This is a genomic window from Kosakonia sp. N21, assembly GCF_050587465.1.
In the GTDB taxonomy this organism is placed as follows: domain Bacteria; phylum Pseudomonadota; class Gammaproteobacteria; order Enterobacterales; family Enterobacteriaceae.
In genome coordinates this window covers 742409-767563 of the sequence record NZ_JBOBHR010000001.1, presented here as the reverse complement: position 1 = coordinate 767563, position 25155 = coordinate 742409, and the positions used below count along the sequence as shown (strand labels likewise).

Genomic DNA, 25155 nt, shown 5'->3' with positions numbered 1-25155 from the left:
TTACCATGAAAATCGCTTTTGACGTCGATGTTATCAAGGATCTCGGTATCAGCCGCATGGTCCACCAGGTCGCCGATTGGGGATATAAGTACATCGAACAGTCGCCGCACCCACAAATCAATCCGTTCTATAAACATCCAAAAGCAAGCCGCGAAGTGATGGCGGAGTATAAAAATGCGCTGCGTGAAACAGGCGTTGAGATCTCGTCGTTTATTTGCGTTTACCGCTGGTCTGGCCCGGATGAGCTGCGCCGCCAGGCGGCGGTGAAAAACTGGAAGCGGTTAATCGAAATCATGCTGGAAATGGATGTGCAGGTGATCAATACCGAGCTTTCCGGCGACCCGAATCAGCCCGAAATTTGCGAAGAGATGTTTTACCGCTCCATGGAAGAGCTGTTACCGATATTTGAGCGCGAAGGGATCCGCGTGGAGATCCAGGCCCATCCGTGGGATTTCTGCGAGGAGAACAACGAAACCGTGGATATCGTGAAGTCGTTTCGCAGCGATAACGTGAAATACGTTTACAGCGTGCCGCACACTTTCTTCTATGACAAAGGCAAAGGCGAAGTGGAAAAAATGCTGCGCTATGCCGGGGACGATTTATCCCATGTCCTCATTGCCGACACGATGAATCACACCAAACACTGCCGCTACATTATGAATCCCCCCGGCGTGGATGCTGCCATCCACCAGCACGTTGGCGTGGGCGAAGGTGAAGTGGACTTCCCGGCGCTGTTCAGCACCCTGCGCGAGATGGGCTTCGCCCGCCAGACCTTTAAGGTTGGCGGCGAACCCATTGTGGCGGCATCGCTGTTTGGCTACCCGGAAAAGATGAAATATCAGGCAGTAGAAACCCGTGAACTGATTGAACGTGAACTGCTCGGCCATTAAGCCGCAGCCGCTTGCGACCACAGAGGCGCACTATGAATAAGCAACATGTCAGGCTGGCCATCGCACCGATTGGCTGGACAAACGATGATATGCCGGAACTCGGCAGCGAAAACACCTTTCAGCAAACGGTCAGCGAAATGGCGTTAGCGGGCTTCACCGGCAGCGAGGTTGGCAGCAAATACCCGCGCGATCCTGAAATCCTTAAACCGATGCTGGCGGTCCGCGGCATTGAAATTTGCAATGCCTGGTTCAGCACCTTTTTTGCGGCGGGAGAGCGGGAAAAAACGCTCGACAGCTTTGTCAATCATATGAACTTCCTGCATGCGATGGGTGCGAAAGTGATCGGCTGTTCAGAACAGAGCGGCAGCATCCAGTGCACCACGCTGCCGGTCATGGGGCCGGATAAGCCCTGCTTTACCGGGGAGGAATGGGCGCGCGTAGCAGAGGGCTACAATACGCTCGGGCGTCTCGCGGCTGAAAAAGGGATGCAGGTCTGTTTGCATCACCATATGGGCACCGGTATCCAGACTGCAGCAGAGATCGATAAATTTATGTCACTGGTCGATGATTCGGTATTCCTGTTGTTCGATACCGGACATGCCTGGTATTCCGAGGGGAACGAAGCGGCGATGCTGGCTATTCTGGAAAAACACCTGCCACGCGTAAATCACGTCCACCTGAAGGATGTCCGACCGGACGTGATCGCCGAGGTCAAACGTGAAGGACTCTCTTTCCTGGCGGGCGTCAGAAAAGGCACCTTTACCGTGCCCGGCGATGGCACGATCGATTTCCAGCCGGTTTTCGAGATGCTGGATAAGGCAGGTTACCGAGGCTGGATGGTGGTAGAAGCAGAGCAGGATCCCGCGCTGGCTAACCCCTTCGAATACGCTGTTAAAGCTCGTCATTACCTGCGCGAAACCGCCGGTATCTGACCATTAACCGCGCATGCAGGCGGTACGATTGTGCCGTCTGCACAGGGGATTATGTCACGGCTCCGCTCTTTCACACAGAGCTTAAATGAAAACAACGTTTCATTTTGTATGCCTTTGGTGCAGTCCGCACTACGGGCATGGCTGTCCTGCCCGCTTTACGTATGCATTCTGACCCTTTCATTTATTTTCAATAAAATCAATTTATTATAAATAAATTCCTTTTCGTTCATGTTCAAAACTTCACCTTCGGACGCGACACAGCGTGTCGGTTATCACAAATTGATAACAAAACATGACACATCGCTCAAAACTTAAATTTCATTGTTTATGCAAATGAAACATTTGATCTAAATTAATCAAAGTCAAAGTGAATATATCACCAACAGAGTCCGGCACTCTTGAAGAGCGCCCTCTTTTTTCCCTGAACGGCAGGTTACTGGAGTCTTCTATGACTAAAGAACAATATCTCACCCTTAACAGAGCATCAGGGCCTAACAGCAACGCGCCGACGTCGCCGTTTGTCAAAGTGATTGCACTGATCGCCACGCTTGGCGGTCTGCTGTTTGGTTACGACACCGGCGTCATCTCCGGCGCGCTGCTGTTTATGGGCCACGAATTGCATCTCACCCCGCTCACCACCGGCCTTGTGACCAGCTCGCTGCTGTTTGGCGCTGCCTTTGGCGCGCTGCTGTCCGGGCATATGGCGAACGCTGCGGGACGAAAGAAAATCATCATTTACCTGGCGGTCATCTTCGCAATCGGCGCCATTGGCACCGCGATGGCACCGGACGTGTCGTGGATGATTTTCTTTCGCCTGGTGCTTGGCGTAGCGGTGGGTGGTGCTGCAGCGACGGTTCCGGTCTATATCGCCGAAATCGCGCCAGCACACAAACGCGGGCAGTTAGTGACACTGCAGGAACTGATGATTGTCTCCGGGCAATTACTGGCCTATATCTCTAACGCCGCATTTCATGAACTGTGGGGCGGGGAATCGACCTGGCGCTGGATGCTGGCAGTGGCAACGGTGCCGGCGGTGCTGTTGTGGTTCGGTATGATGTTTATGCCTGACAGCCCGCGCTGGTACGCCATGAAAGGCCGTCTTGCTGAAGCCCGTCGGGTACTGGAGCGCACACGCCGCCCTGAGGATGTTGACTGGGAATTAATGGAGATTGAAGAGACGCTGGAGGAGCAACGCACCCAGGGGACACCGCGCCTGCGTGAACTCCTGACACCGTGGTTGTTTAAACTCTTCCTGATTGGCATCGGTATTGCGGTTATCCAGCAGATGACCGGCGTTAACACCATTATGTATTACGCGCCCACGGTGCTGACTGCCGTCGGTATGTCGGACAACGGCGCGCTGATCGCTACTGTCGCCAACGGGGTAGTTTCCGTCGTCATGACGTTTGTCGGCATCTGGATGCTGGGCAAAATTGGCCGCCGCACGATGACAATGATTGGTCAGTTTGGCTGTACGGCCTGCCTGGTATTTATCGGTGCCATCAGTTTTCTGTTGCCGGAGACGGTCAATGGTCAGCCGGATGCGTTGCGCGGTTATATGGTGCTGGCAGGCATGTTGATGTTCCTCTGCTTCCAGCAGGGCGCGCTATCGCCGGTCACCTGGTTACTGCTCTCAGAGATTTTCCCCACCCGCCTGCGCGGTATTTTTATGGGGGGCGCGGTGTTCGCCATGTGGATAGCCAACTTCCTGATCTCGCTTTTCTTCCCGATCCTGCTCGCCTGGGTGGGACTCTCCGGCACGTTCTTTATCTTCGCTGCGGTCGGGCTGGTGGGTGCGACTTTTGTCATCAAATGCGTACCGGAAACCCGCAATCGCAGTCTTGAACAGATTGAGCACTATTTGCATGACTGGCTGGATAACAGCCCGGAGGGGCAGCGTCGTGCGCAAAAACGCAAAGCTTATGGCACAGAGATGAACAAAGCGCGGCTGTAACAGGCTAACCGCTCTACCGATCTAAGCCGTCACCCGACGGCTTTTTACTGCGCGCCCTTCTTAAGGTGGGTCAACAACAGGAAACGCGGGCGAGCTCGAGGGCAATCTGAAGAATATTCAGTAAATCCTCACACAACTGGCCTGTCGGTGTTGTCTATTGCTCAGCGCGGCGGGGTTGACGATAACGCATCCTGCATCATTTCTGACCGTGAATTATACCGTCCGTATAACACCAGCTTGTTTGAATAAAACCACCGCGAGTAATATTTTCATTATAACGAGCAAAACTCTGAACAATTATTCAAAATCAATAAGTAAACCCACTATCAATTTTACAACACTGATCAACACCTTCCTGCAAGGCGGTTGACAAAGACACAGGATTTAGCATGATCATACTAACCCCTTTTTATTTTTAACCAACAAGTCATTATGCTGGAACAAGTGAAAGCATCGATTAAACTTTCATAAAAAACCAGCATCTCTTTATCTTTCATTTTTTGTGAATTCCTTTTCATAGTAGTATCGGTGATAAAAAACTCAACAATTTCCGCCATTCCCCTGGCCTCTTTTAAATTTATTGAGTTATTATGATTTACTATATTGGTTAGATGACTTTCCAGGAGTTGATGAGTTTCACGGTTAAAAACTCGCGCCAGATCTTTATAGTACATTTTTTCTATACAAAAAACGGTCTTCACGTCATAGATCAAATGGAGTGGATGATTTGAACCAATGAAATTAGCTTTCAATATATAATCCAGTGGATTGTTCTGAGCGTATATGTCTGGCAGCAACATAATTTGTCGGGAGAAATTAAGCTTAAGTGAGGCATGCACCATGTCCATTTTTCCATTAAAATAACGATATATATTCCCCGGGCTCATATTAGAGCGATGACAGATATCTGACATAGAAGTGCCACTGATTCCCTTTTCCCGGATGCAGTGAGTAACCACCTCAGTTAAATAAAGCCTTTTCATTTCAGATGATGAACTAACATTATTAGCTGATTTCATTCGGCCGTCTCAAGCTAAAGATATAATGAAAAATTAAATGACGGCAACTTGCCGTCATTTCTTTATTCAGGAGCTATGCTTTCCAGCCACCACCGAGCACTTTATAAAGGGTCACCTGCTGTGTAATCTCGCTTAAACGAGTCGAAATTTCAGTTTTCCTTGCCTGAAATAAAGAACGCTCAGCGACAAGGACATTGAGATACCCATCAACACCTTCCTGGTATCGACTATTTGCCAGAGTGTAATAACGTTGATTTGCCGCAGTGTCTTGCATCCGGGCGGCCAGTTCATGCTTATAGGTCGCCTGACCCGCTAAGGCATCTGAAACCTCCTTAAATGCCTGCTGTATCGCTTTTTCATAATTTGCTATTTCAATTCTTTTGGAAATTTCTGCAACGTCAAGATTGGCCTTGTTTTTTCCGCCATCAAATATTGGCACACTTATGCTGGGAACGAATGACCAGGCAGCCGTGCCCCCTTCAAGCAAATGTCCAAGGCTATCTGAAGCAGAACCTCCGGAAGCAGTAAGGCTGATGGTAGGAAAGAAAGCGGCTCTGGCAGCGCCAATATTCGCATTAGCTGCCTTAAGGGTATGTTCGGCAGCGATGATATCCGGCCTGTTTGTCAGAACTTCTGATGATATTCCGTCAGGCAACGCCGGGAAATTCCATGTTTTAAGTAAAGTCGCATTTTCTACAATATTGACCGGTACATTAGTACCCAGTAATAGCTGCAAAGCATTTGTATCCTGTTTAACCTGCCGCGTGTATTGATAAACTTCAGCCTCAGCGCTTCTTAATGACGTTTCCGCCTGAGCAAGATCCTGTTCATTTGCGATGTTCGTCGCATACCGTTGTTTAGTCAGGTCATACGTTTTACGTTGACTATTCGCTGTATCACTTGCGAGTTTAAGTAAATCTTTATCAGCACACAGGGTCAAATAGCCCGATACGACCTCTGATACAAGACTAATTTGTGTGGCGTGAGAAGTAGCCTCAGTCGAAAGATAATTTTCAAGCGCCTGTGCTTTCAAACTCCTGAGCCTGCCAAAGAAGTCAATTTCCCAGGATGTTACACCAAGATTCGCTTCATACTGTTGGTATGACACAGGCCCGGAAGTCTGGGTTGAATACAGATTACCCGGCAGATGAGCAGAAGTCTGACTACCATTAGCCTCTAATGTTGGAAATAAGGCGGCTCTTTCAATCCTGTACTGTGCCCTGGCTGATTCAATATTTAAAGCAGCCACTCTGAGATCTCGATTATTCTTGAGGGATAATTCTACCAGTCGTTTTAACGTATCATCATCGAAAAAATTTTGCCATGCGAGATCTGAAGTTTTATTCCTGTACGTATTACTCTCCCATTTCCCGGAAACAGGTACAGGTGGGCGTTCATACTTAGGCTGCAGGTTGCAGGCCGTCAGACTGAAGAGTACCGGTATAACAATAAATAGATGTTTCTTCATAACCTGTCCTTCTGAGGATAATCATATTACAATGTCTGCATTCCAGGCCGGGTGACTATCACAGAAAGCCCGCCTGGCTATTTGAAGCTGTCGATTTAAAAATCGTATTACATAAATCTGCCTGAATCAGATTTATGTAATACATCCAAACATGGCACTAAATAGCTACAAGTTATAAAACTTGAATGTAATGCATATTTCTTCGGCTCAGAAAGGAAATAACGCTCTATATCATTACCCTTTCTCCTTGTAATATCTAATCTGGGCAAATGATAACGGTTCACGTCCATGATAAATTGCTGAAACCCGGCTTTTGTACCTGAGTAATTAAATTGAGCATAATTACCTTCAGGAATTATTATTTTTTGTACTCTATTATTTACAGAACATAAATCATGAGAGTCTATTGCAGTAAAGTACTTTATAACGATGCCTGAATTTACTGCAATATCTGGTTCTAAACGACTGATGCCGTAGACATAAGAAGGTAGTACCTGGCAATCCCTGAGATACCTGTTAAAAAAATTCACTCGCACATCGATATTGAACTTACCGAGATCTTCAAAAGCACAAGGAAAAGAGTGCCCAGTGCCGAGAAAAATTTGTTCCGGCAATGAAATTATGTCTGGCTCGGGTACCGGATGTATTATCCTCTGGTATGGCGGGTAGAGTTGTGAGCAATCCCATTCATTATTATTTCTGTATTTTGCAGGTGTCTGATGAAAGTAACTTTTGAATGAACGGGTGAAAGCCTGCTGCGTAGTGAAGCCATATTTCAAAGCAATATCGAAGATTTGTGCTCCGGTCAACTGCAACTCAACAGCTGAAGAGGATAACTTCCTTTGCCTGATATAGCGACTAAGAGTGACCCCCGTCAGCTCATGATAAACTCGCTGTAAATACCATTTCGAATATCCTGACTTAGCCGCCACCATGTCCAGGGATAATTTTGACGCGAGCTGAGATTCTATCCATTCGGTAAGATCATAAATAAAATCATTATTCATTACACACCGCCTTATTCCCGATAGCCATATCAAAAGCGAAATCCAGCGCTGATTGAGAGTAACGATAAAGCAAAGTATCGTTTGGCATCATCACTATCGACCTGAGCGCCCCCATAAAAACATAGAAAATCATCGAGCTGAGTATTGTTGTCGAAATATCAGCATGAATCCTTCCCTTTTTTTGGGCTTCTGATAAAACAGAATCTATCATGACGAATAACTTATCCATCTTATCCCCCACCAGAATATCATGATCATTTACTTCATCAGGATATTCACAGCGGAAGACAGTCATCTCGATAACATTTCGAAGATGTTTATTTCTCTTAACACATTCAATTTCCCTTAACAAACAGTGGCGTAACGCCATAACAGATTCAGCACGCATTACAAGATCTTCAACTTCCGTAAAAAGTAAGAGCGGCGTGCGCTCAATAACCTGTTTAAAAAGATCATTCTTTTCCCTGAAATGCCAGTAAATAGCCCCTCGTGTACAGCCAGCTTTCATTGCTATCATCTGTAGCGTTGTGCGATAAATACCCGAATCCCGAAAGCATTGCTCAGCCGCATCCAGAATATGCTCGCGGGTTTCTTCAGCATCTTGCTTGGTTCGTCTGGCCATTTGCAAGCCTCCAGAATAAATTAAAAGGTATCGTATAAATATTACTGTGCAGATTGAGGATTTTAGTATTGGTATCCCTGACGGATACCAATACCTTACGTACAGCTATTTTTCTTCAGCAATAGTTAATGCTTCTTTTTTGCTTTTGTTCCTGGTAAAAAAACCAGCAACAAGAACATAAAACAGCGGGATATAAAAAATAGCTAATACAGTCGCTGTCAGCATCCCTCCCACCACGCCTGTACCAATAGCATGCTTGCTTCCGGAACTTGCTCCCGAAGCAACCGCGAGAGGAATAACACCAACAATAAATGCCAGTGATGTCATAATAATCGGTCGTAAACGAACTCTGGCTGCCTCAATGGCTGCCTGCGAAAATGACATTCCTTTTTTCTCATGAAGATCGCGCGCAAATTCAACAATTAATATTGCATTCTTTGCGGACAGACCAATCGTCGTTAATAACCCTACCTGGAAGAAAACATCGTTCCCCAGTCCACGTAAAAGGGTCGCACTGACAGCGCCAATAACCCCCAGCGGTATGACTAACATTACCGAGAAAGGAATACTCCAGCTTTCATAAAGGCCAGCCAGACAAAGGAATACGATTATCAGAGACAGTGCATAAAGCGCCGGTGCTTGCGAACCTGAAAGACGCTCTTCAAATGAAAGACCTGTCCAGGCAACATTTAAGCCGGGTGGCAATTTTGCCGCGATCTCTTCCACCGCCTTCATCGCATCCCCGGAGCTATAACCCGGTGCGGGTTCGCCAAGCAGTTCAACTGCCGGTAAACCGTTATAACGCTCCAGTTTCGGGGAACCATAGGTCCATTTCCCGCTGGCGAACGACGAGAATGAGACCATCTCCCCGTCACTGTTACGTACGTACCATTTATCGAAATCCTCCGGAGAAATACGTGAACTGGCTTCCCCCTGGATATAAACTTTTTTAACACGTCCGCGATCATTGAAGTCATTAACATACGTTGACCCCCAGGCGGCGGACATCGTGTTATTTACATCAGAGAGACTGAGTTTCAGAGCCTGGACTTTCTCGTCATCAATCAGAATTTGATATTGTGGCTCATCATTCATGCCGTTGGGCCGAACCATTTGCAGTGCGGGATTTTGGGCCGCCATCCCGAGAAACATATTCCGTGCCTGCATTAATTTTTCATGGCCGCCGCCGGTTGTATCCTGAATAAACAGGTTAAAACCAGTGGCATTACCCAATTCCATCACCGCCGGGGGGGCGAAAGAAATAACCGTTCCCTCTTTTATTGTGCTGAAATACCCCATTGACCTGCCAGCCAGTTCAAATACCGAACCTTTCCTTTCATTCCATGGCTTAAGTCCCACAAATACCATAGCGGAACCCTGACCACGCCCTGCAAAGTTAAATCCATTGACCAGCATTGTCGTGGCAACCATGTCTTTTTCCTGGGTCAGAAAATATTCCGATATTTTGGTTAATACTTTCTGGGTCTGCTCCGCACTGCTGTTTGGCGGCATCTGCACCTGAACAAAGAGATTTCCCTGATCTTCATCAGGCAGGAATGATGTCGGTATCTGCGGGAATAACGCCACAAGTAAAGCGATGATTGCCAGAAAGAAAAGCATCGCTCGTTTTCTGGCCCTCAATGTACGTTCGACGCCATTGCGATAAAGCGAGGTGCCGCGTTCAAATTTACGGTTAAACCAGCCGAAAAATCCCTTTTTAGCCTGCGCACCATGATGCGTTTGTTTCAGGATCGTTGCGCATAATGCCGGAGTAAAAATGAGCGCAACGAGCACCGACAACGCCATCGCAGAAACAATGGTGATAGAGAACTGGCGATAAATCACACCCGTTGAACCGCCGAAAAACGCCATCGGCAGAAATACGGCAGAAAGAACCAGACCGATACCAACCAGAGCACCCGAAATCTGCTCCATCGATTTTCGGGTCGCTTCAAGCGGCGGAAGCTTTTCTTCTTCCATCAGTCGCTCGACGTTCTCCACAACCACTATGGCATCGTCGACAAGAAGCCCGATAGCCAATACCAGGCCAAACATGGTTAATATGTTAATTGTAAATCCGAACGCCGCCATGACACCAAACGTGCCCAGTAAAACAACCGGAATGGCGAGTGTAGGGATAAGTGTTGCTCTCCAGTTTTGCAAAAAAAGCAGCATCACGACAAAAACGAGGACGATGGCTTCAATAAGGGTATGTACCACTCCCTCTATTGAGGCACTTATAACAGGAGACGTATCGTAAGGATAAATAATCTCCACGCCTTCCGGTAAACCCGGCTTAAGCTCGTCCAGCTTTGCCTTGACAGCTTTAATGGTGTCCAGCGCATTGGCACCAGTTGCCAGGCGTAATGCGATAGCTGTACTGGGAAGATCTTTCCCGTATTTTGACTGTATTGAGAAATTCTCGGATCCCAGTTTTACTTTGGCCACATCCTTAAGTAACACGCGGGATCCATCGGGCTGAACCTTCAGGAGTATATTTTCAAATTGTTCAGGCGTGGTGAATCTGGTCTTGCCAATGACAGTAGCACTCAGTTCAATATTTTCATTGGTTGGTAAACCGCCTAGCTGGCCCGCGGATACCTGTACGTTTTGCGCCTGAATAGCAGAGCTGACATCCAACGGGGTAAGTTTATATCCATTCAGCTTATTCGGATCCATCCAGATACGCATCGCATACTGGGACCCCAGCATAGTGAAATCCCCCACACCGGTAATACGGGTTAAAGGATCCTGGATGTTAGAAACCAGATAATCACCGAGGTCAAAGCTGCTCATACGACCATCGGTTGAAACAAGTCCGGCAAGAATTAAAAAGTTAATCTGGTATTTAGCAACGCGGATCCCCTGGTTCTGAACTTCATCCGGTATTAAAGGGGTTGCCAGCGATAGCTTATTTTGTACCTGTACCTGGGCAATATCCGGATCTGTTCCCTGATTAAAGGTGACAGTAATTGTGAATGAGCCATCCGAATTACTCTCAGATTTTAGATAGCGCAAATTATCAAGGCCATTCAGTTGCTGTTCGATAACCTGCACCACAGTATCCTGAACGGTATCTGCCGATGCGCCTGGATAAGATCCGGTCACAGCAATCGCAGGAGCAGCAATATTAGGGTACTGGTTAATAGGTAGCTTGATGATAGAAAGCGCGCCAGCCAGCATAATAATGATGGCTACAACCCATGCAAGTACGGGACGGTCAATAAAAAAACGTGACATTACGGCTCCTTACTTAGGCTGATTAGCGACTTCAGGCGAAGGAGGAGTAGTCTGAGCAATCCTGACTTCACTACCTGGCTGGGCTTTTTGTGTCCCATCCACAATGACCCGATCCCCACTTTGCAACCCGTCTCGTATTAACCACTGATTACCGACAACGCGATCGGTTACAACCGTTTTGCGGATCACCTTGCTATCTTTGCCAACGACAAGAGCCGAAGCCTGTCCAGTCGGATCGCGGGCGATTGCTCTTTGTGGAACAAGCAGGGCATTCTCGCTCACCCCTTCCTGTAATTTGGCGCGGACGAACATACCTGGCAGCAGCCGCCCGTCCGGATTAGGAAACTCGGCACGTATAATTACAGAGTCCGTACTTTCATCTACTGTTACTTCTGACAGTTTTATACGGCCCGGATGCGAATATTCAGTGCCATTGTCGAGGGTGAGTTTGACTTCAGCCTGCTGGTCGCCATTTCGTTTCAAGCGGCCTGCGGCAAATTCATCCTGCAGTTTAAGAAGAGCCGTTGAAGATTGCGGAATATCGACATAAATAGGATCAAGCTGCTGGATGGTTGCAAGAGCAGTGGTCTGATTGGCGGTCAGCAACGCTCCCTGAGTAACGGAAGATCGCCCGATGCGGCCAGATATTGGCGCGGTGATCGTTGTGTAACCTAAATCAATGCGTGCGGTGTCAACATCAGCTTGCGCCTGTAGCCAGGTCGACCGTGCATCATCCCGATCCTGATGGCTTATTGCTCCCGTTTTCACCAGGCGATCATATCGTTGAGCTAAAAGTTTTGATGACTCAAGGTTAGCTTCTGCTTTGGCAAGCGTTGCCCGGTAAGGAGCCGGATCAATCTGATACAATGCCTGACCGGCTTCAACAATTGTTCCTTCATCGAACAGCCTTTTCTGAAGGATGCCGCCAACCTGGGGACGCACTTCAGCCGTCCTGAAAGACGAGGTACGGCCTGGGAGTTCAGTCGTCAACGTGACGTTTGCTGCGGTTACCGTCACAACGCCCACTTCAGGAACCGAATTTTGTACTGGCCGCTGTGGCTTATCACATCCGAGGAGTGCAAGCGACAAAAGTACTGACAGCGCCGGGTATGCAGGACGAAAAAGCACAAACATTGTGAGTGTTCTCTCTGTAGTTTGAATGTTCATTCTAGTATATTCATACTAAAATAAGACTTGCAAGAGATATTAAAGGGGTTAACAAATGAGCAACATACAGGACGAAGAAATTGGCGTGAAAAGCAAAGACAGGAGAAAGCAAGTACTTGATGCGGCGGCCAAATGTTTCCGTGACCTGGGGTTTCATGGATGCAGTATTGCAAAAATTTCGAAAGAGGCCGGTATGAGCCCCGGACACATTTATTATCATTTTGCTAACAAAGAAGCCATCGTGGAAGCCCTGGTAGCACAACAGGAAAGCACCATGTTTGAACTGATTAATGATATTGCCTTGTCTCCAGCCGATGAAAAACTCGCCGTGACGCTTAAAAAGCTAACGGCACGCATGGTTGAGCTTCATACCTCTCCAGAGTTTATTAGCTTATGGCTCGAAATTGCTGCTGAAGCGGCGCGAAACCCTAACGTTTCACGAGTACTGCAGGTGTCCCATAACACCATTGGCAACAGGTTCAATGAGCAATTACTTAAAAAAACCAAAAAAAATGATGAGTATGAAATTAAGCAGCTACGCACGCGTATGGATATCATTGCATCCATCTTTGCAGGATTATCGCAGCGTACTGCATTACAATCTCATGATGAGAAAGGAGATAAAGAAATGCTTATTGATATGATAAATAACGTTATCGACCTCTTTTTTAAAGAGTATTAGACCTTAGTCATTCAGCAATATTGAATAAAACACCCTGCCCTCACTTTAGAGGGCAAAATGTAACGCATTTATGCTATTCAAGAATAGACATATCAATTAAGTCATAAAAAAACCGCCATTAAAAAATAGCAATGGCGGGATGAGTCAGTGACACAATGAAGAATTCGCTCGTAATCAGCATAACGCAATTGTGAACGATGGTGATGAATATTTTGTGCTCTCGCAATGCATATGTGGGTGGATAATTATTAACATTCAAATCATTTCGCCATCCTCACATTCCCATCTAAACTGAGATTGCCATCGCATGGTATTTTAGTGAACAAACTCAATGAATTACTTTTAATATCATTAAAAGTCAACCACGATATCTGACTTCATGTCACTGATAAAGAGTTCTGAGTCTGAAAACGTCATTTCAGATGAATTAGCGCATTAACGGACATTATCAGGTTTTCTCCCAATGAGAATATAGTCCATAAACTGAAATAATTTTTTCCCTATCACATGATTATGTAATTTCATTCTGAAATTAGTTACGCGTCAGTGAAAATAATATCGCGCCCGCACTTCCCGTGTAGGAAATTACTTGAGCACGACATCAGTTATATAGATTCACAAAGAAAACATAGTCCAAATTAATTCACAGGGAAGTAAGAAGAAACCAGGCATAGTGAATTAATTAGGGAAAATACCTCATGCATTTAATGCGTAGACGGCTGGTTTTCCTGCCACGTGAGTGTTGGCTCACCTTACGTCTTCTGTCGCGCTATCCCTGTCGCCATCCGCATAAAGCCATCAAAGGCGCGATCGGACAACAGTCGGCGCAAAAACAGCATTGGTTTTGCCGCGAAACCAACCACATAGCGTGTTTTTGGCCGACGTACGCTAAGCGCCCTGGCGATGGTGTCCGCAATGACCTCTGGCGGCGACTGCCGTTTCTTGCTGGCATCACCGATCATTGAGTTCGCCATGGCATGCGCCTGACGGGCATATGCCCCATGACCGGAAACAGCAAGGAGTTTCTCTGCGGCGATGTCGGGCCACTCGGTTTTAATGCCGCCAGGTTCAATGACCACCACATCAATGCCAAAGGGCTGCACCTCCATCCGCAAACAGTCGCTAATCGCTTCCAGCGCAAACTTGGTGCCGTGATACCAGGCGCCCAGCGGGGTGTGCATTTTGCCCCCCATGGAGGTGATATTGATGATGGTCCCGGAACGCTGTGCACGCATGTGCGGGAGCAATAACTGCGTTAAGCGCACAGCCCCAAAGACGTTCACCTCAAACTGTGCCCGCGCTTCATCAGCAGGGACATCCTCTACCGCGCCATACGAGCCATAACCGGCGTTGTTGACCAGCACGTCAATGCGCCCGGACTGTGTCATGACTGTCGTCACCGCCTGTTGTAATGAGGCATCATCGGTCACGTCCAGCGGCAATATATGCATACCGGCCGCCGCCAGAGGCTGCATGCGTTCAACCCGACGGGCAGCCGCATAGACGGTATAGCCGAGCGACTGTAACTTGATGGCGGTGGCTTCACCAATACCGGACGAGGCACCGGTCACCAGGGCAACTTTGGAATTCATACAACGGATCCTTATAGCGTGAATGAGGTTCGTGACGGCTGACCTGCACAGTCAGCACTGCATAACCGCCACTCTATACAGGGATCCACGCCGCCACTATGGCGACACGCGCCAATCCGCCAGCGAAATGCGCCACACGCTCCGTTGCGGTTCAGCTAGCGGGGAACAGATGCGCCTGGCGTGCGCTGTCCGGCGTCTGCCCTGTCCATTCATGAAACGCACGATAGAAGGAGTTCGGATCTTCAAAACCGAGTAAAAAAGCGATTTCACTGCCGGATAAGGCTGAATTCTGCAAATAGTGACGCGCCAGCTTCTCCCGAATGCTATTGATTAGCGCCCGAAAACTCTCGCCTTCCTCCTCGAGCCGTCGTTGCAGTGTCCGGCGGCTCATGCCCAAACGAACCGCAACCGCGTCAATGCTGGCGGCATTACCGGGTATCAACTCAAGCAACACCGCCTGTACCCGCTCACCGGTGGTTGCTGTGGCATCCAGCTCACTGAGACGACGGCGAAGTTCGGGTTCGAAGACGCGCCACATCCCTTCGTTAACCGTCAAAAAAGGTCTCATAGCATCCGTTGAGGAAAACGTAATCCCCGGATGTCCTTGTGTTATCGTCCCGCCGAAAAACGCTTCAACATGGCGCAAATGAGGCGTCGGCGGCAGTTCAGGCAACGTAAGAGCAAGCGCATTGACGGGCTCCCGTGTGGCTAACCGGGCCAGGCGGATAAAAAAAGCGAGCTCAGCCACCAGCAAAGAGTGAGGGACATCGTGTTGGGCAAAAAGCCAGCGCGGAGAAATGGTCATTTCGCCATGAGAACCAACAGCCACCTCAAGGCTCATCGGCGCCATTAACTGCTTGTACTTCGCCAGCCGTTGCACGGCCTGCAACAAATTGGCGCTGCATAACGCAGCAAAAAGCGGCGGGTCAAACAACTCGGTTGAGACCGACTCTACGATTTTTAACGGGAACAACGGGTGCCCGGCTTCGGCTTCGAGGCTTCGCCAGAAGCGAAAATAGGCCTCAGTAGACAACCCGTCGCCCACGCGCGACAGCGTGTCCTCGGGTAGCCCGGCGCGGCGCAGTACATGTTCCGGCCGGATCCCCATGTCTTTTAGCAGCGTTCGCCATCCGATATTCAGAAAAAAGGTCTGATTACGCGTCATAAAATCCCCATACACGTTTCACAGGCAAGACCTCCCTGCCACAGTAACGCATCATTATAAGGAGACGCCGGCGCGATTCACTCGCCAGGCATGCCATCTTCATTGCTGTTTACGCCAGCCTGTCGGTAAGCGTACATCAGACAGCGCGCCGGATCTGCGTTAGCGCATGAAGCAGATTGTCGATATCCGCCTTGCCGAGATTGGGAGCGTTGAGCTGACTCCCCAGCCAAGCGAGATCATCGCTGCTGAATGAACCGGTAAGTAAATACTGGCTTAATGTCGTCATTAATTGCTGATCCAGTTGCTGGATTTGCTCTCGTGAGGAGGCCAGCGTCTGCGCAGATGCCTCCTGTTGCGGGGTCGCCAGCCAGTCCGCAAGATACCGATACTGGATGGCTTTGCTCGCATTCATCAACGCGTGGACAAAAGGCTCAACGGTTTGCGGATCGAGCCCGGCCTCTGCGGCCTCGTTTTTAGCAGCGGAAATCACATTTTCTTCCCGCGCCAGATCCTCAACCGGCAGATGATGAACGGCTTTAAATTCGGCCACATCCCGCATGAGCACCATGCGCTGATTCAGCGTAGAGGAAAGCGTGCTGAGTGAAACAGTGGTCACTGAACCGGCGTAAACGGCGCTGCACATAAAGAGTGACGACAAGAAAACGGCCACATAATGAATCATGACTAACCCTCACCTCAGTTGGAAAGCATCATGATTACCTTACTTTGTTATAATTAACCTAATGTTACTATTATGTTTTCAGGATATTTCTAATGTTAACAAAAAGACCAGCCTGACGGCTGGCCTCTCTGCTTATGACATCAACAATCTTCAATGATCACATAGGCCGCGTTGACCGGGCCGTGAACGCCCACCACTTTTATCAGCTCAATATCGGCAGTGGAGCTGGGGCCGCCAATAATGTTAATGCAGGAAGGCATCCGCGTACCCTGTTGCGACAGGGCATGTAACTGCGTCGCCAGTTGTGCAACACGCGGCAGGATCGTGCTTTTACGCAACACAAAAATGGAGGATTCCGGAAGCAGGCTGATGGCGCGCCCCCGCTCCGCCGCTGAAAAGAGCACCACCCCGCCCGATTCCGTCAACCCGTAATCAGCAAACACCACGCCCACTTTTGCCTGCTCCGCCAGGCGGATATTTTGCTCGCCCGCCTGCGGATCCCACACGGTCGCCTGGCAAGCCTCCTGCAGACGGGCGGTGATGCCCGCCGCGGCCAAACGGACATCGCCGCTCACCACCACCGGCTGGTGACCATATTGTTCACATAACCGCAGTACGGCAGCTGGCGCGTCTTCTTCGCGGGTCAGCTCGCACTGCACCAACATGACCGTCGACGCCACGTCGATAAACGCATCGCAACGCTGCTGCTGGCTGAGTTCAGTCAGTCGGCTCTGCGCATAATTATGGGCTGGCGTGGGCCGGGCATCGGGAATGTTACGGGGTTCGCGCCCCAGAGCCTGCGCAATTGTTGCCAGAAACGCGGTTCGGTTATCCATTATTTATTCCCCTGCGCCTGATGTTTTTTAAACCAGCTACGGAAGCTTTCGCCGTCGGCATCCGGGAGATCCCGCGCCTGCGTCCAGTTGCTGATGGCGCCGATATTCACCGGCGCTTTGCCCTCTTTAATCAACCAACCGGCCGCACGGGCACCGGCGATCATGCCAACTTTCCATAGCCCCGGATGGCTGTTGGCGTAGGCAAACATTTTAATCACCCGTTGCTCTGCTTTTGGCGTGATCCCCTCTTCTGCCATCACTCTGCGGTGGCGCAAAATCAGTTTGGACAGCGGGATTTTCACCGGGCAGACCGTGTCGCAGGCCGAACAGAGCGAGCAGGCGTAAGGCAGATCTTTAAAATCCTTATAGCCTCCCAGCAGCGGCGAAATCACCGCGCCGATAGGACCGGGATAAATAGAGCCGTAACCGTGCCCGCCAATGTGCCGATACGCCGGGCAGGTGTTAATACAGGCACCGCAACGGATGCAGCGCAGCACGTCACGAAATGGCGAGCCGAGCACCGCTGAACGACCGTTATCGACTATCACCAGGTGGAACTCCTCCGGACCGTCAACATTGTCCACCTCCCGGGGCCCCGTCAGCCAGGTGTTGTAGCCGGTCAGACGTGCGCCAACGGCGCTTCGCGCCAGCATGGTGATCAGCACATCGACCTCTTCAAACGTCGGCGCGATACGCTCCATCCCCATCACGGCGATATGCGTTTTGGGCAGCGTGGTGCACATTCGCGCATTCCCTTCATTGGTCACCAGGCAGACAGAACCGGTTTCGGCCACGGCGAAGTTGCAGCCGGTCACGCCCACTTCCGCGCTGAGGAAATCCTGGCGGATTTTCTGCCGGATAAAGCGCGTCATCGCTTCGGGTGTTTCCGGACCGCCATAGCCCAGATGCTCAGCAAGCACCCGGCGGATCTGGTGGCGATCTTTATGAATGGCCGGAACCACAACATGCGAAGGCGGGTCCTGATCCAGTTGCAGGATATATTCACCCAAATCGGTTTCGATGACCTCAATCCCGGCCTGCTGTAAAACCGGGTTCATGCCAATCTCTTCCGTTACCATGGATTTGGACTTGACCACTTTTTTGGCATTTTTTGCCTGCACAACCTTCAGGATGTAGTCGGTGGCCTCTTCTTTGGTTTTGGCGAAATAAACATGCCCGCCGTTTTCGGTCACTTTCTCCGACAATTGATACAGGTAAGCATCCAGATTTTGCAGCACATGGTCGCGGATCTGGCTGGCATGATCGCGCCAGGCTTCCCAGTTCCCCAGCTCGTCCACCATCTTCTGACGGTTGCCGCCAATTCGCTCCTGCGCATTCGCCACCGCGTTGCGCATGATGGGATCATCAATCTGCTGGCGGATACGCGTTTTAAACTCGACCTGACTGGTTTTTAAAAACATGACATTTCCCTCAGCGACTCATCAGGACTTCAGCAATGTGCATCACTTTTACTGGTCGGCCTTCACGTTGCAGACGCCCGCCAATATTCAGCAGGCAACTGACATCCGCGCCAATCAGGTAATCCGGTTGCTTCTCCATCAGATGCGTACTCTTTTCTTTCACCATTTCGCCGGAAATTTCCGCCATTTTGACGGAAAACGTCCCGCCGAATCCGCAGCAGGTTTCCGGGTGGCTGAACGGAAGCAGCTCCAGCCCCTGAACGTGATGTAAAAGCGCTAACGGCTCCTCCTTCACGCCCATCTTGCGAAACAAGCTGCACGACGGGTGGTAAACCGCCTTCCCTTGCAGACGCGCCCCCACATCCACCACACCGAGCGTATTCACAATGAACGACGTCAGATCGAACATTCGTGCGGCAACCTTTTCGGCGCGGGCGGCCCATTCGGGTTCGTCCACCAGATAACCGGGATAGCTTTTAATCGCATACGTACAGGAACCGGCGGGGGAAACGATGGGGTAATCATTCTCCTCCAGCGCGCTAATGAGGTTTTTCATGCCGGGAATGGCTTCGTTGATATAACCGCTGTTAATGGCAGGCTGACCGCAGCACCCTTGTTTTTCAGGGAAACTCACCCGGCATCCCAACTGCTCTAACAGCAAAACCGTATCACGCGCCATGCGTGATTTAATGGCGTCACCAATGCAGGTGACAAAAAAGTTAACATTCACGGTAAGAACTCCATTGCTCTATTTGTTGTTGGTTTCGCGCTGTATTGCGCACGATTCATGCCATGACCCAGTAATAATAAAGTCCGATTCCCAGGCCCAGAATAACAATATAGGCGGCGCAATATTTCATGGTGCCCGCCATAATATGGCTGTCCTGCCCTCCCATTCGCGCGGCGGACACTGCAATGGCGATACTTTGCGGCGAAATCATTTTCCCGCCCGTGGCACCGGCAGTATTGGCGGCCGCCAGCCAGGTGGGATCGATATTCAGTTTTGCCGCCGCCATGGTTTGCAACTTACCGAACAGAACGTTTGAATTGGTATCACTACCGGTCACAAATGTTCCCAGTGCGCCAATAATCGGTGAAATAAAGACGTAGCTGCTGCCCGTTATATTCACCAGCACGTGCGCAAGCGTGGAGATAAGCCCGCTAACATCCATTACCGTGGCCAGCGCAACGATGGCCATAATGGCAATAATGGAATTTCTCAGTTGCAGCACGGTTTTTACAAATACGTGCAGCATGCTGCTCACCGGAGCGCCCTGAATAAATCCCCCGATAACCGTGGCCAGAATGATGAGTACGCCAGGCGTCGCTATCCACTCAATTTTGAGTGTAAGCGTGGTGCCGTTTTCCAGCGGGAAATGCAGCACCGACGCAATCGCAGAAACAGCCGATTTAATTCCCGGAAACAGCGGCGAACAAAGCAGGATAAACATAAAAATCAGAATATAGATGGAACATGTTTTCAGTAGCACCGCCGCTGAACGCACAGGTCTTTCACTCTCAGGGCGGGTTTCGATAAGCCAGGCAGGATCTGTCTTTCCGTTGCGGATGCGTCCGGCAATCGCCACCGCAATCAGGCTCACAAGGCTACCGGCAAAAGCGGGTAACTCGGCCCCTAAATGTACTGCCACAAAATATTGCGGGATCAAGGTCGATACACCGCAGAGAAGCGTAATGCCAAAAACACCGCGAATGGCTTTCAGGCCGCCGCCGATAATACAAATAATGACGAACGGCAAAAGAATGTTAAACAGCGCCAGTTGCAAAATGATCGTACCACTGAGGGTATTCACCGGCAGATTCACCTGCTGCGCGAGAATAGAGACGGGGATCCCCACCGCGCCGAATGCGGTAGGCACGGTATTTGCGACAAGTGAAGCAATGGCGGATTTCAGCGGCGGGAATCCAAGCGCCACCAGAATGCCGATGGGGATCGCCACCGCCGTGCCGTAACCCGCCGCAGCCTCCAGAAAACCGCCGAAACACCAGGAGATAAGCAGAACCTGAATGCGCTTATCATCACTAATACTGGCCAGCACTTCGCGCAAAATATCCATCGCCCGGGTCGCCTGCATCAGGTTATAGCTGTAAATTGCGCCCAGAATAACGATGACGATAGGCCATAAACCTTTTAACGCGCCATAGATGATGGCCGATTCAAGCGTCGGCATCGGCGTATGCCAGAAAAGTAACGCCAGTAAGTACGTCAACGCCAGGGTAATCAGAACAGAATAGTGGACGGGCATTTTAATTTTTAGAATTAAAAAAACCATCAATAACAGGGGGGTAACCCCTACTATAAACAATAAGTACTCGTGCATTTTGTGTCCCTGATTAAATATCGCAATCGTATTTATATGACAAATGGGAAATGTTTTATAACTTACCGTCAATTAGAAAAAGAGTGGCTGGATCGCTTCAGTGTAAACAATATTTTTGAACAGCATGAAAAAGATAAAAGAACGTTTACCTGATGTTATTTTTGTTTTGCAAATAAATACCACCTGCAATTTTGAAAATGAAAAAAGGGAGTATCTTGCAATATTTTCATTATTTCTTCCGATACTTTCCACCAGCATTGTCAATACTCTATTGGGGGTGCACTATTTTCACACAAAGAATTACCCACTTTAAAAACAACCTTTCCTGTTTTCCCAAAATCTTTAAAGAAAGTCTTTATGCGAAAAGTCTTATTCACCATCGGCAACAAAAACCAGCGCTGGATGCCTGCACCCTGCGCCACGCTTAAAGTTTGAGCGATTTCTGCCGATAATAATGTGCAGCTATAATTTAAGCTGCTATCAGGTTGTTTTGTTCCATAACTAAGGATGAATGCATGGATCCAATACAAATCCCATCATTAGCCAGCAGTCTTGATTCCTATCAGCTCAGTAACCAGGTCAACACGCTGGTGCTGAAAAAGGCGCTGGACAGCCAGCAGTCGATTGCAACGGATCTCATTAAACAGATCCCGCAATTGCCATCCAACCCGGCAATCGGTCGTAACATCAACACGACCGCCTGATCCGGTTTGCCCATCGGCGCTCAGTCTTACCGCGCCGGTGGGCAAAAATGAATCCAGGCCCGCCTTGTGCGGGCTTTTTTGTTTCTCTTCGCTTGCTTAGCATGTTAAATCGGCGTAGCCTTTCGGCAATTAAAACCACTCGGTCTAAATTATGAATGGCGAAACAGTGGCGCAGCAAAAGCCCCGCCGCGGGCGGCCGCCGAAAGTCGAACGCGAATTCACCGATATCCGCAAAGCGCTGATTCGCTCGGGTCTCGAAGTGATCACCGAAACCGGCTATCTGTCTGCCGGTATTGATGCGGTGATCAAAAATATCGCGGTCCCCAAAGGGTCTTTCTACCACTGTTTTAAGAGCAAACAGGAATTCGGCACCGCGGTGCTGACCGCCTATGGCGAATTTTTCGCCCATAAACTGGACACCTTTTTGCTAAACGACCAGCTCGCCCCCTTACAGCGCATGGAAGCCTTTGTGCACCATGCGGGCCAGGGCATGGCGAAATATGCGTTCCGCCGCGGTTGCCTGGTGGGCAACCTGCTACAGGAAACGCCGCTTTTACCGGAAACCTTTCCCGACCAGTTGAAAACAATCCTTGAAGCGTGGGAAACCCGCGTCAGCCACTGTCTGATGGCCGCACAACAGTGCGGAGAGTTCCCCCCGGATGCCGATACGGGCGAACTGGCGCGGCTTTTCTGGTCTGGCTGGGAAGGAGCGGTGATGCGCGCCAAGCTGTTCCGCTCCGTGGAACCACTAAATCAGTACTGGGCCTTCTTCCGGCACAGCATTACAACAAGATAAACACCTGCACAGGACGGCATAATCCGCCGAAAATCAACCTCATCCGACGAGGAAAACGCAGTCATGAAAGCATTAGTTCTGGAACAGAAAGAGAATCAAACCCTGGCGGAAGTCAAAGATATCGCCCTCCCCGCACTGGCCGAGGGCGATGTCCGGGTCGATATTGACTGGTCCAGCCTTAACTACAAAGACGCGCTGGCCATCACCGGCAAGGGCAAAATTATTCGCCAGTTCCCGATGGTGCCGGGCATCGACTTTTCTGGCCGCGTGAACGAAAGCCGCGATCCGCGTTTTGCACCGGGCCAGGCCGTGATCCTCACCGGCTGGGGCGTGGGTGAAAACCACTGGGGTGGTCTGGCGGCGCAGGCCTGTGTGAAAGGCGACTGGCTGGTTGCACTGCCGGAACGCTTGAGCGCGCGCCAGGCGATGATCATAGGCACGGCAGGCTTTACGGCGATGCTATGCGTCATGGCGCTGCAAGATGCAGGGCTGAAACCGCAGGACGGCACGATGCTGGTGACTGGCGCAAGCGGCGGTGTCGGCAGTACGGCGGTAGTGTTGCTAAAAGCGCTGGGCTACCGCGTGGCGGCGGTTACCGGGCGTGAATCCACCCATGATTTCCTGCGTCAGTTAGGGGCAGATGAGATCCTGCCGCGCAGTGACTTCGCCGAGACCCGTCCGTTGGAAAAACAGCTGTGGGCAGGCGCGGTGGATACCGTCGGCGGCGCGGTGCTGGCGAAAGTACTGGCGCAAACCAACTATGGCGGCTGTGTCGCGGCCTGCGGTCTGGCGGGTAGCTTTGCGCTGCCGACCACGGTGATGCCGTTTATTCTGCGCAATGTCCGTTTGCAGGGCGTGGACTCTGTCATGGTGCCGACGGCACAGCGCGATGCGGTGTGGCAACGTCTGGCGGATACGCTGCCCGCCAGCTATTACCAGCAGGCAGCCACAGAGATTACGCTGGCGCAAGCGCCTGCCACCGCCGCCGATTTCCTGCAAAACAAAATCCAGGGACGTACGCTGGTTAACATCCACGGTTGAACCCTGTCCCGGCGCCCGCCGTCGCGCCGGATTATCCCGCGTACCCGTTTCTTCTGAATCCCTTCGTGCCCGGCTTTCGTTTCCCGACCCTGTGACATACTATCGGGTACAGCCGTAGAGCAGATAAGGAGATAAAGATGAACAATATGGGTGCACACCTGACCCCGGAAGAGGCGCTGGATCAGCTTGAAGCGCTGTATGACCGCTCGGTCGCCGCCCTGCGCGACGCCATCGCTTTGTATATAGAAACCGGTCAGCTTCCCGACGCCGAAGCCCGTGCGAATGGGTTGTTCGTCTATCCATCGCTGTCGGTAAGCTGGAACGGCAGCGCGACGAATCCGCCCAAAACCCGCGCCTATGCCCGTTTTACCCATTCGGGTTGCTACACCACTACTGTGACCCGCCCGTCGCTGTTTCGTCCCTATTTACGCGAACAACTCACCCTGTTGTGCCAGGACTATGGCGCACAGATCGAAGTGGGCCTGTCAGCACATGAGATCCCCTATCCGTACGTGATTGATGGCTCCGCCCTGACGCTGGACCGCTCAATGAGCGCCGGACTGACGCGTTTCTTCCCGACCACTGAACTGGCGCAGATTGGCGATGAGACCGCCGATGGGCTGTTCCACCCCACGGAACTCTACCCGTTGTCGCATTTCGATGCGCGCCGCGTCGACTTTTCGCTGGCGCGACTGCGCCACTACACCGGCACGCCGGTCGAACATTTTCAGCCCTTCGTACTGTTCACCAACTACACGCGTTATGTCGATGAGTTTGTGCGCTGGGGCTGTAGCCAGATCCTCGATCCGGAAAGCCCTTACGTTGCGCTCTCCTGCGCCGGGGGCAACTGGATCACGGCCGATACCGAAGCCCCGGAAACCGCCGTCTCCGACCTCGCCTGGAAAAAACACCAGATGCCAGCGTGGCACTTGATCACCGCCGATGGTCAGGGTATTACGCTGATTAACATTGGTGTTGGGCCTTCGAATGCGAAAACCATCTGCGATCATCTTGCGGTGCTGCGCCCGGATGTCTGGCTGATGATTGGTCACTGCGGCGGGCTGCGTGAAAGCCAGGCGATTGGCGATTATGTGCTGGCGCACGCCTACCTGCGCGACGACCATGTGCTGGATGCGGTGCTGCCGCCGGATATTCCTATTCCGAGCATCGCCGAAGTGCAACGCGCCCTGTATGACGCCACCAAAGAGGTGAGCGATATGCCAGGCGAGGAAGTGAAGCAACGCCTGCGTACCGGCACCGTGGTGACCACCGACGACCGTAACTGGGAACTGCGCTACTCCGCTTCTGCGCTGCGCTTTAACCTGAGTCGCGCCGTGGCAATCGATATGGAGAGCGCCACCATCGCCGCGCAGGGTTACCGCTTCCGCGTCCCTTATGGCACCTTATTGTGCGTGTCTGATAAACCCCTACACGGGGAGATCAAACTCCCCGGCCAGGCTAACCGGTTTTATGAAGGGGCGATTTCCGAGCATTTGCAAATCGGCATTCGGGCTATTGATTTGCTGCGCGCGGAAGGCGACCGTCTGCATTCCCGCAAACTCCGCACCTTTAACGAACCGCCGTTCCGCTAATGACAA

General features: G+C 50.6%; 20 protein-coding genes and 1 pseudogene. 8 read left to right on the top strand and 13 right to left on the bottom strand.

Annotated elements, in window-relative coordinates:
• The first annotated feature begins 5 nt into the window (after positions 1-5).
• The 3 genes from ACQ3G7_RS03495 to ACQ3G7_RS03485 all read left to right on the top strand — a co-directional run bounded on the left by ACQ3G7_RS03495 (position 6) and on the right by ACQ3G7_RS03485 (position 3776).
• Positions 6-890 carry a sugar phosphate isomerase/epimerase family protein gene (locus tag ACQ3G7_RS03495; RefSeq protein ID WP_430888852.1) on the top strand — a complete coding sequence of 295 codons (885 nt, stop codon included), beginning with the start codon at positions 6-8 and terminating at the stop codon, positions 888-890.
• A 32-nt stretch (positions 891-922) separates the two neighbouring features.
• A complete protein-coding gene (gene iolE, locus ACQ3G7_RS03490) occupies positions 923-1822 on the top strand; it encodes a myo-inosose-2 dehydratase (protein WP_430888851.1) in 900 nt (299 codons plus the stop codon).
• Between the two features lie 448 nt (positions 1823-2270).
• Positions 2271-3776: a sugar porter family MFS transporter gene (locus ACQ3G7_RS03485; protein ID WP_430888850.1), complete on the top strand. Its 1506-nt coding sequence runs from the start codon at positions 2271-2273 to the stop codon at positions 3774-3776.
• A 398-nt stretch (positions 3777-4174) separates the two neighbouring features.
• On the opposite strand, the gene ACQ3G7_RS03480 is transcribed toward ACQ3G7_RS03485, so the two are convergent.
• The 6 genes from ACQ3G7_RS03480 to ACQ3G7_RS03455 all read right to left on the bottom strand — a co-directional run bounded on the left by ACQ3G7_RS03480 (position 4175) and on the right by ACQ3G7_RS03455 (position 12299).
• Entirely contained in the window at positions 4175-4795 is a 621-nt protein-coding gene (locus tag ACQ3G7_RS03480; protein ID WP_430888849.1) for a TetR/AcrR family transcriptional regulator, read from the bottom strand.
• Positions 4796-4868: 73 nt separating this feature from the next.
• On the bottom strand, positions 4869-6263 hold the full coding sequence (locus ACQ3G7_RS03475) for an efflux transporter outer membrane subunit (protein WP_430888848.1): 1395 nt from the start codon (positions 6261-6263) through the stop codon (positions 4869-4871).
• 107 nt (positions 6264-6370) lie between these two features.
• Positions 6371-7270 (bottom strand): helix-turn-helix domain-containing protein, encoded by a 900-nt coding sequence (locus ACQ3G7_RS03470; protein WP_430888847.1) that lies wholly within the window; start codon positions 7268-7270, stop codon positions 6371-6373.
• Complete coding sequence (locus ACQ3G7_RS03465) at positions 7263-7892, bottom strand: TetR family transcriptional regulator (RefSeq protein ID WP_430888846.1); 630 nt, start codon at positions 7890-7892, stop codon at positions 7263-7265. Before ACQ3G7_RS03465 ends, ACQ3G7_RS03470 begins: the two co-directional genes overlap by 8 nt.
• Before the next feature lie 105 nt (positions 7893-7997).
• Positions 7998-11132 carry an efflux RND transporter permease subunit gene (locus tag ACQ3G7_RS03460; protein ID WP_430888845.1) on the bottom strand — a complete coding sequence of 1045 codons (3135 nt, stop codon included), beginning with the start codon at positions 11130-11132 and terminating at the stop codon, positions 7998-8000.
• Between the two features lie 9 nt (positions 11133-11141).
• Positions 11142-12299: an efflux RND transporter periplasmic adaptor subunit gene (locus ACQ3G7_RS03455; protein ID WP_430888844.1), complete on the bottom strand. Its 1158-nt coding sequence runs from the start codon at positions 12297-12299 to the stop codon at positions 11142-11144.
• Between the two features lie 55 nt (positions 12300-12354).
• Between ACQ3G7_RS03455 and ACQ3G7_RS03450 the strand changes: the two genes are divergently transcribed.
• Complete coding sequence (locus ACQ3G7_RS03450) at positions 12355-12981, top strand: TetR/AcrR family transcriptional regulator (RefSeq protein WP_430888843.1); 627 nt, start codon at positions 12355-12357, stop codon at positions 12979-12981.
• A 752-nt stretch (positions 12982-13733) separates the two neighbouring features.
• On the opposite strand, the gene ACQ3G7_RS03445 is transcribed toward ACQ3G7_RS03450, so the two are convergent.
• The 7 genes from ACQ3G7_RS03445 to ACQ3G7_RS03415 form a co-directional block, all read right to left on the bottom strand.
• Entirely contained in the window at positions 13734-14573 is an 840-nt protein-coding gene (locus tag ACQ3G7_RS03445) for an oxidoreductase (RefSeq protein ID WP_430888842.1), read from the bottom strand.
• Positions 14574-14724: 151 nt separating this feature from the next.
• Positions 14725-15738 carry an AraC family transcriptional regulator gene (locus tag ACQ3G7_RS03440; protein WP_430888841.1) on the bottom strand — a complete coding sequence of 338 codons (1014 nt, stop codon included), beginning with the start codon at positions 15736-15738 and terminating at the stop codon, positions 14725-14727.
• Between the two features lie 136 nt (positions 15739-15874).
• Entirely contained in the window at positions 15875-16420 is a 546-nt protein-coding gene (locus tag ACQ3G7_RS03435) for a chorismate mutase (RefSeq protein WP_430888840.1), read from the bottom strand.
• A gap of 140 nt (positions 16421-16560) precedes the next feature.
• Positions 16561-17256 carry a LutC/YkgG family protein gene (locus ACQ3G7_RS03430; RefSeq protein WP_430888839.1) on the bottom strand — a complete coding sequence of 232 codons (696 nt, stop codon included), beginning with the start codon at positions 17254-17256 and terminating at the stop codon, positions 16561-16563.
• Positions 17256-18677, bottom strand: coding sequence for a LutB/LldF family L-lactate oxidation iron-sulfur protein (locus ACQ3G7_RS03425; protein WP_430888838.1), 1422 nt, complete (start codon positions 18675-18677; stop codon positions 17256-17258). The genes ACQ3G7_RS03430 and ACQ3G7_RS03425 overlap by 1 nt, the downstream gene beginning before the upstream one ends.
• A gap of 10 nt (positions 18678-18687) precedes the next feature.
• Positions 18688-19407 (bottom strand): (Fe-S)-binding protein, encoded by a 720-nt coding sequence (locus ACQ3G7_RS03420; protein WP_263100348.1) that lies wholly within the window; start codon positions 19405-19407, stop codon positions 18688-18690.
• Positions 19408-19462: 55 nt separating this feature from the next.
• Positions 19463-21016 carry an L-lactate permease gene (locus tag ACQ3G7_RS03415; protein WP_430888837.1) on the bottom strand — a complete coding sequence of 518 codons (1554 nt, stop codon included), beginning with the start codon at positions 21014-21016 and terminating at the stop codon, positions 19463-19465.
• Positions 21017-21531: 515 nt separating this feature from the next.
• Between ACQ3G7_RS03415 and ACQ3G7_RS03410 the strand changes: the two genes are divergently transcribed.
• The 4 genes and pseudogenes from ACQ3G7_RS03410 (at position 21532) to ACQ3G7_RS03395 (ending at position 25149) form a co-directional block, all read left to right on the top strand.
• A complete protein-coding gene (locus ACQ3G7_RS03410; RefSeq protein ID WP_263100346.1) occupies positions 21532-21720 on the top strand; it encodes a YjfB family protein in 189 nt (62 codons plus the stop codon).
• 151 nt (positions 21721-21871) lie between these two features.
• Positions 21872-22583: pseudogene (acuR, locus tag ACQ3G7_RS03405) on the top strand (acrylate utilization transcriptional regulator AcuR).
• On the top strand, positions 22580-23557 hold the full coding sequence (gene acuI, locus ACQ3G7_RS03400) for an acrylyl-CoA reductase (NADPH) (protein ID WP_430888836.1): 978 nt from the start codon (positions 22580-22582) through the stop codon (positions 23555-23557). The pseudogene acuR and the gene acuI overlap by 4 nt, the downstream one beginning before the upstream one ends.
• Positions 23558-23694: 137 nt before the next feature.
• Positions 23695-25149 (top strand): AMP nucleosidase, encoded by a 1455-nt coding sequence (locus ACQ3G7_RS03395; RefSeq protein WP_263100343.1) that lies wholly within the window; start codon positions 23695-23697, stop codon positions 25147-25149.
• The last annotated feature ends 6 nt before the right edge of the window (positions 25150-25155 follow it).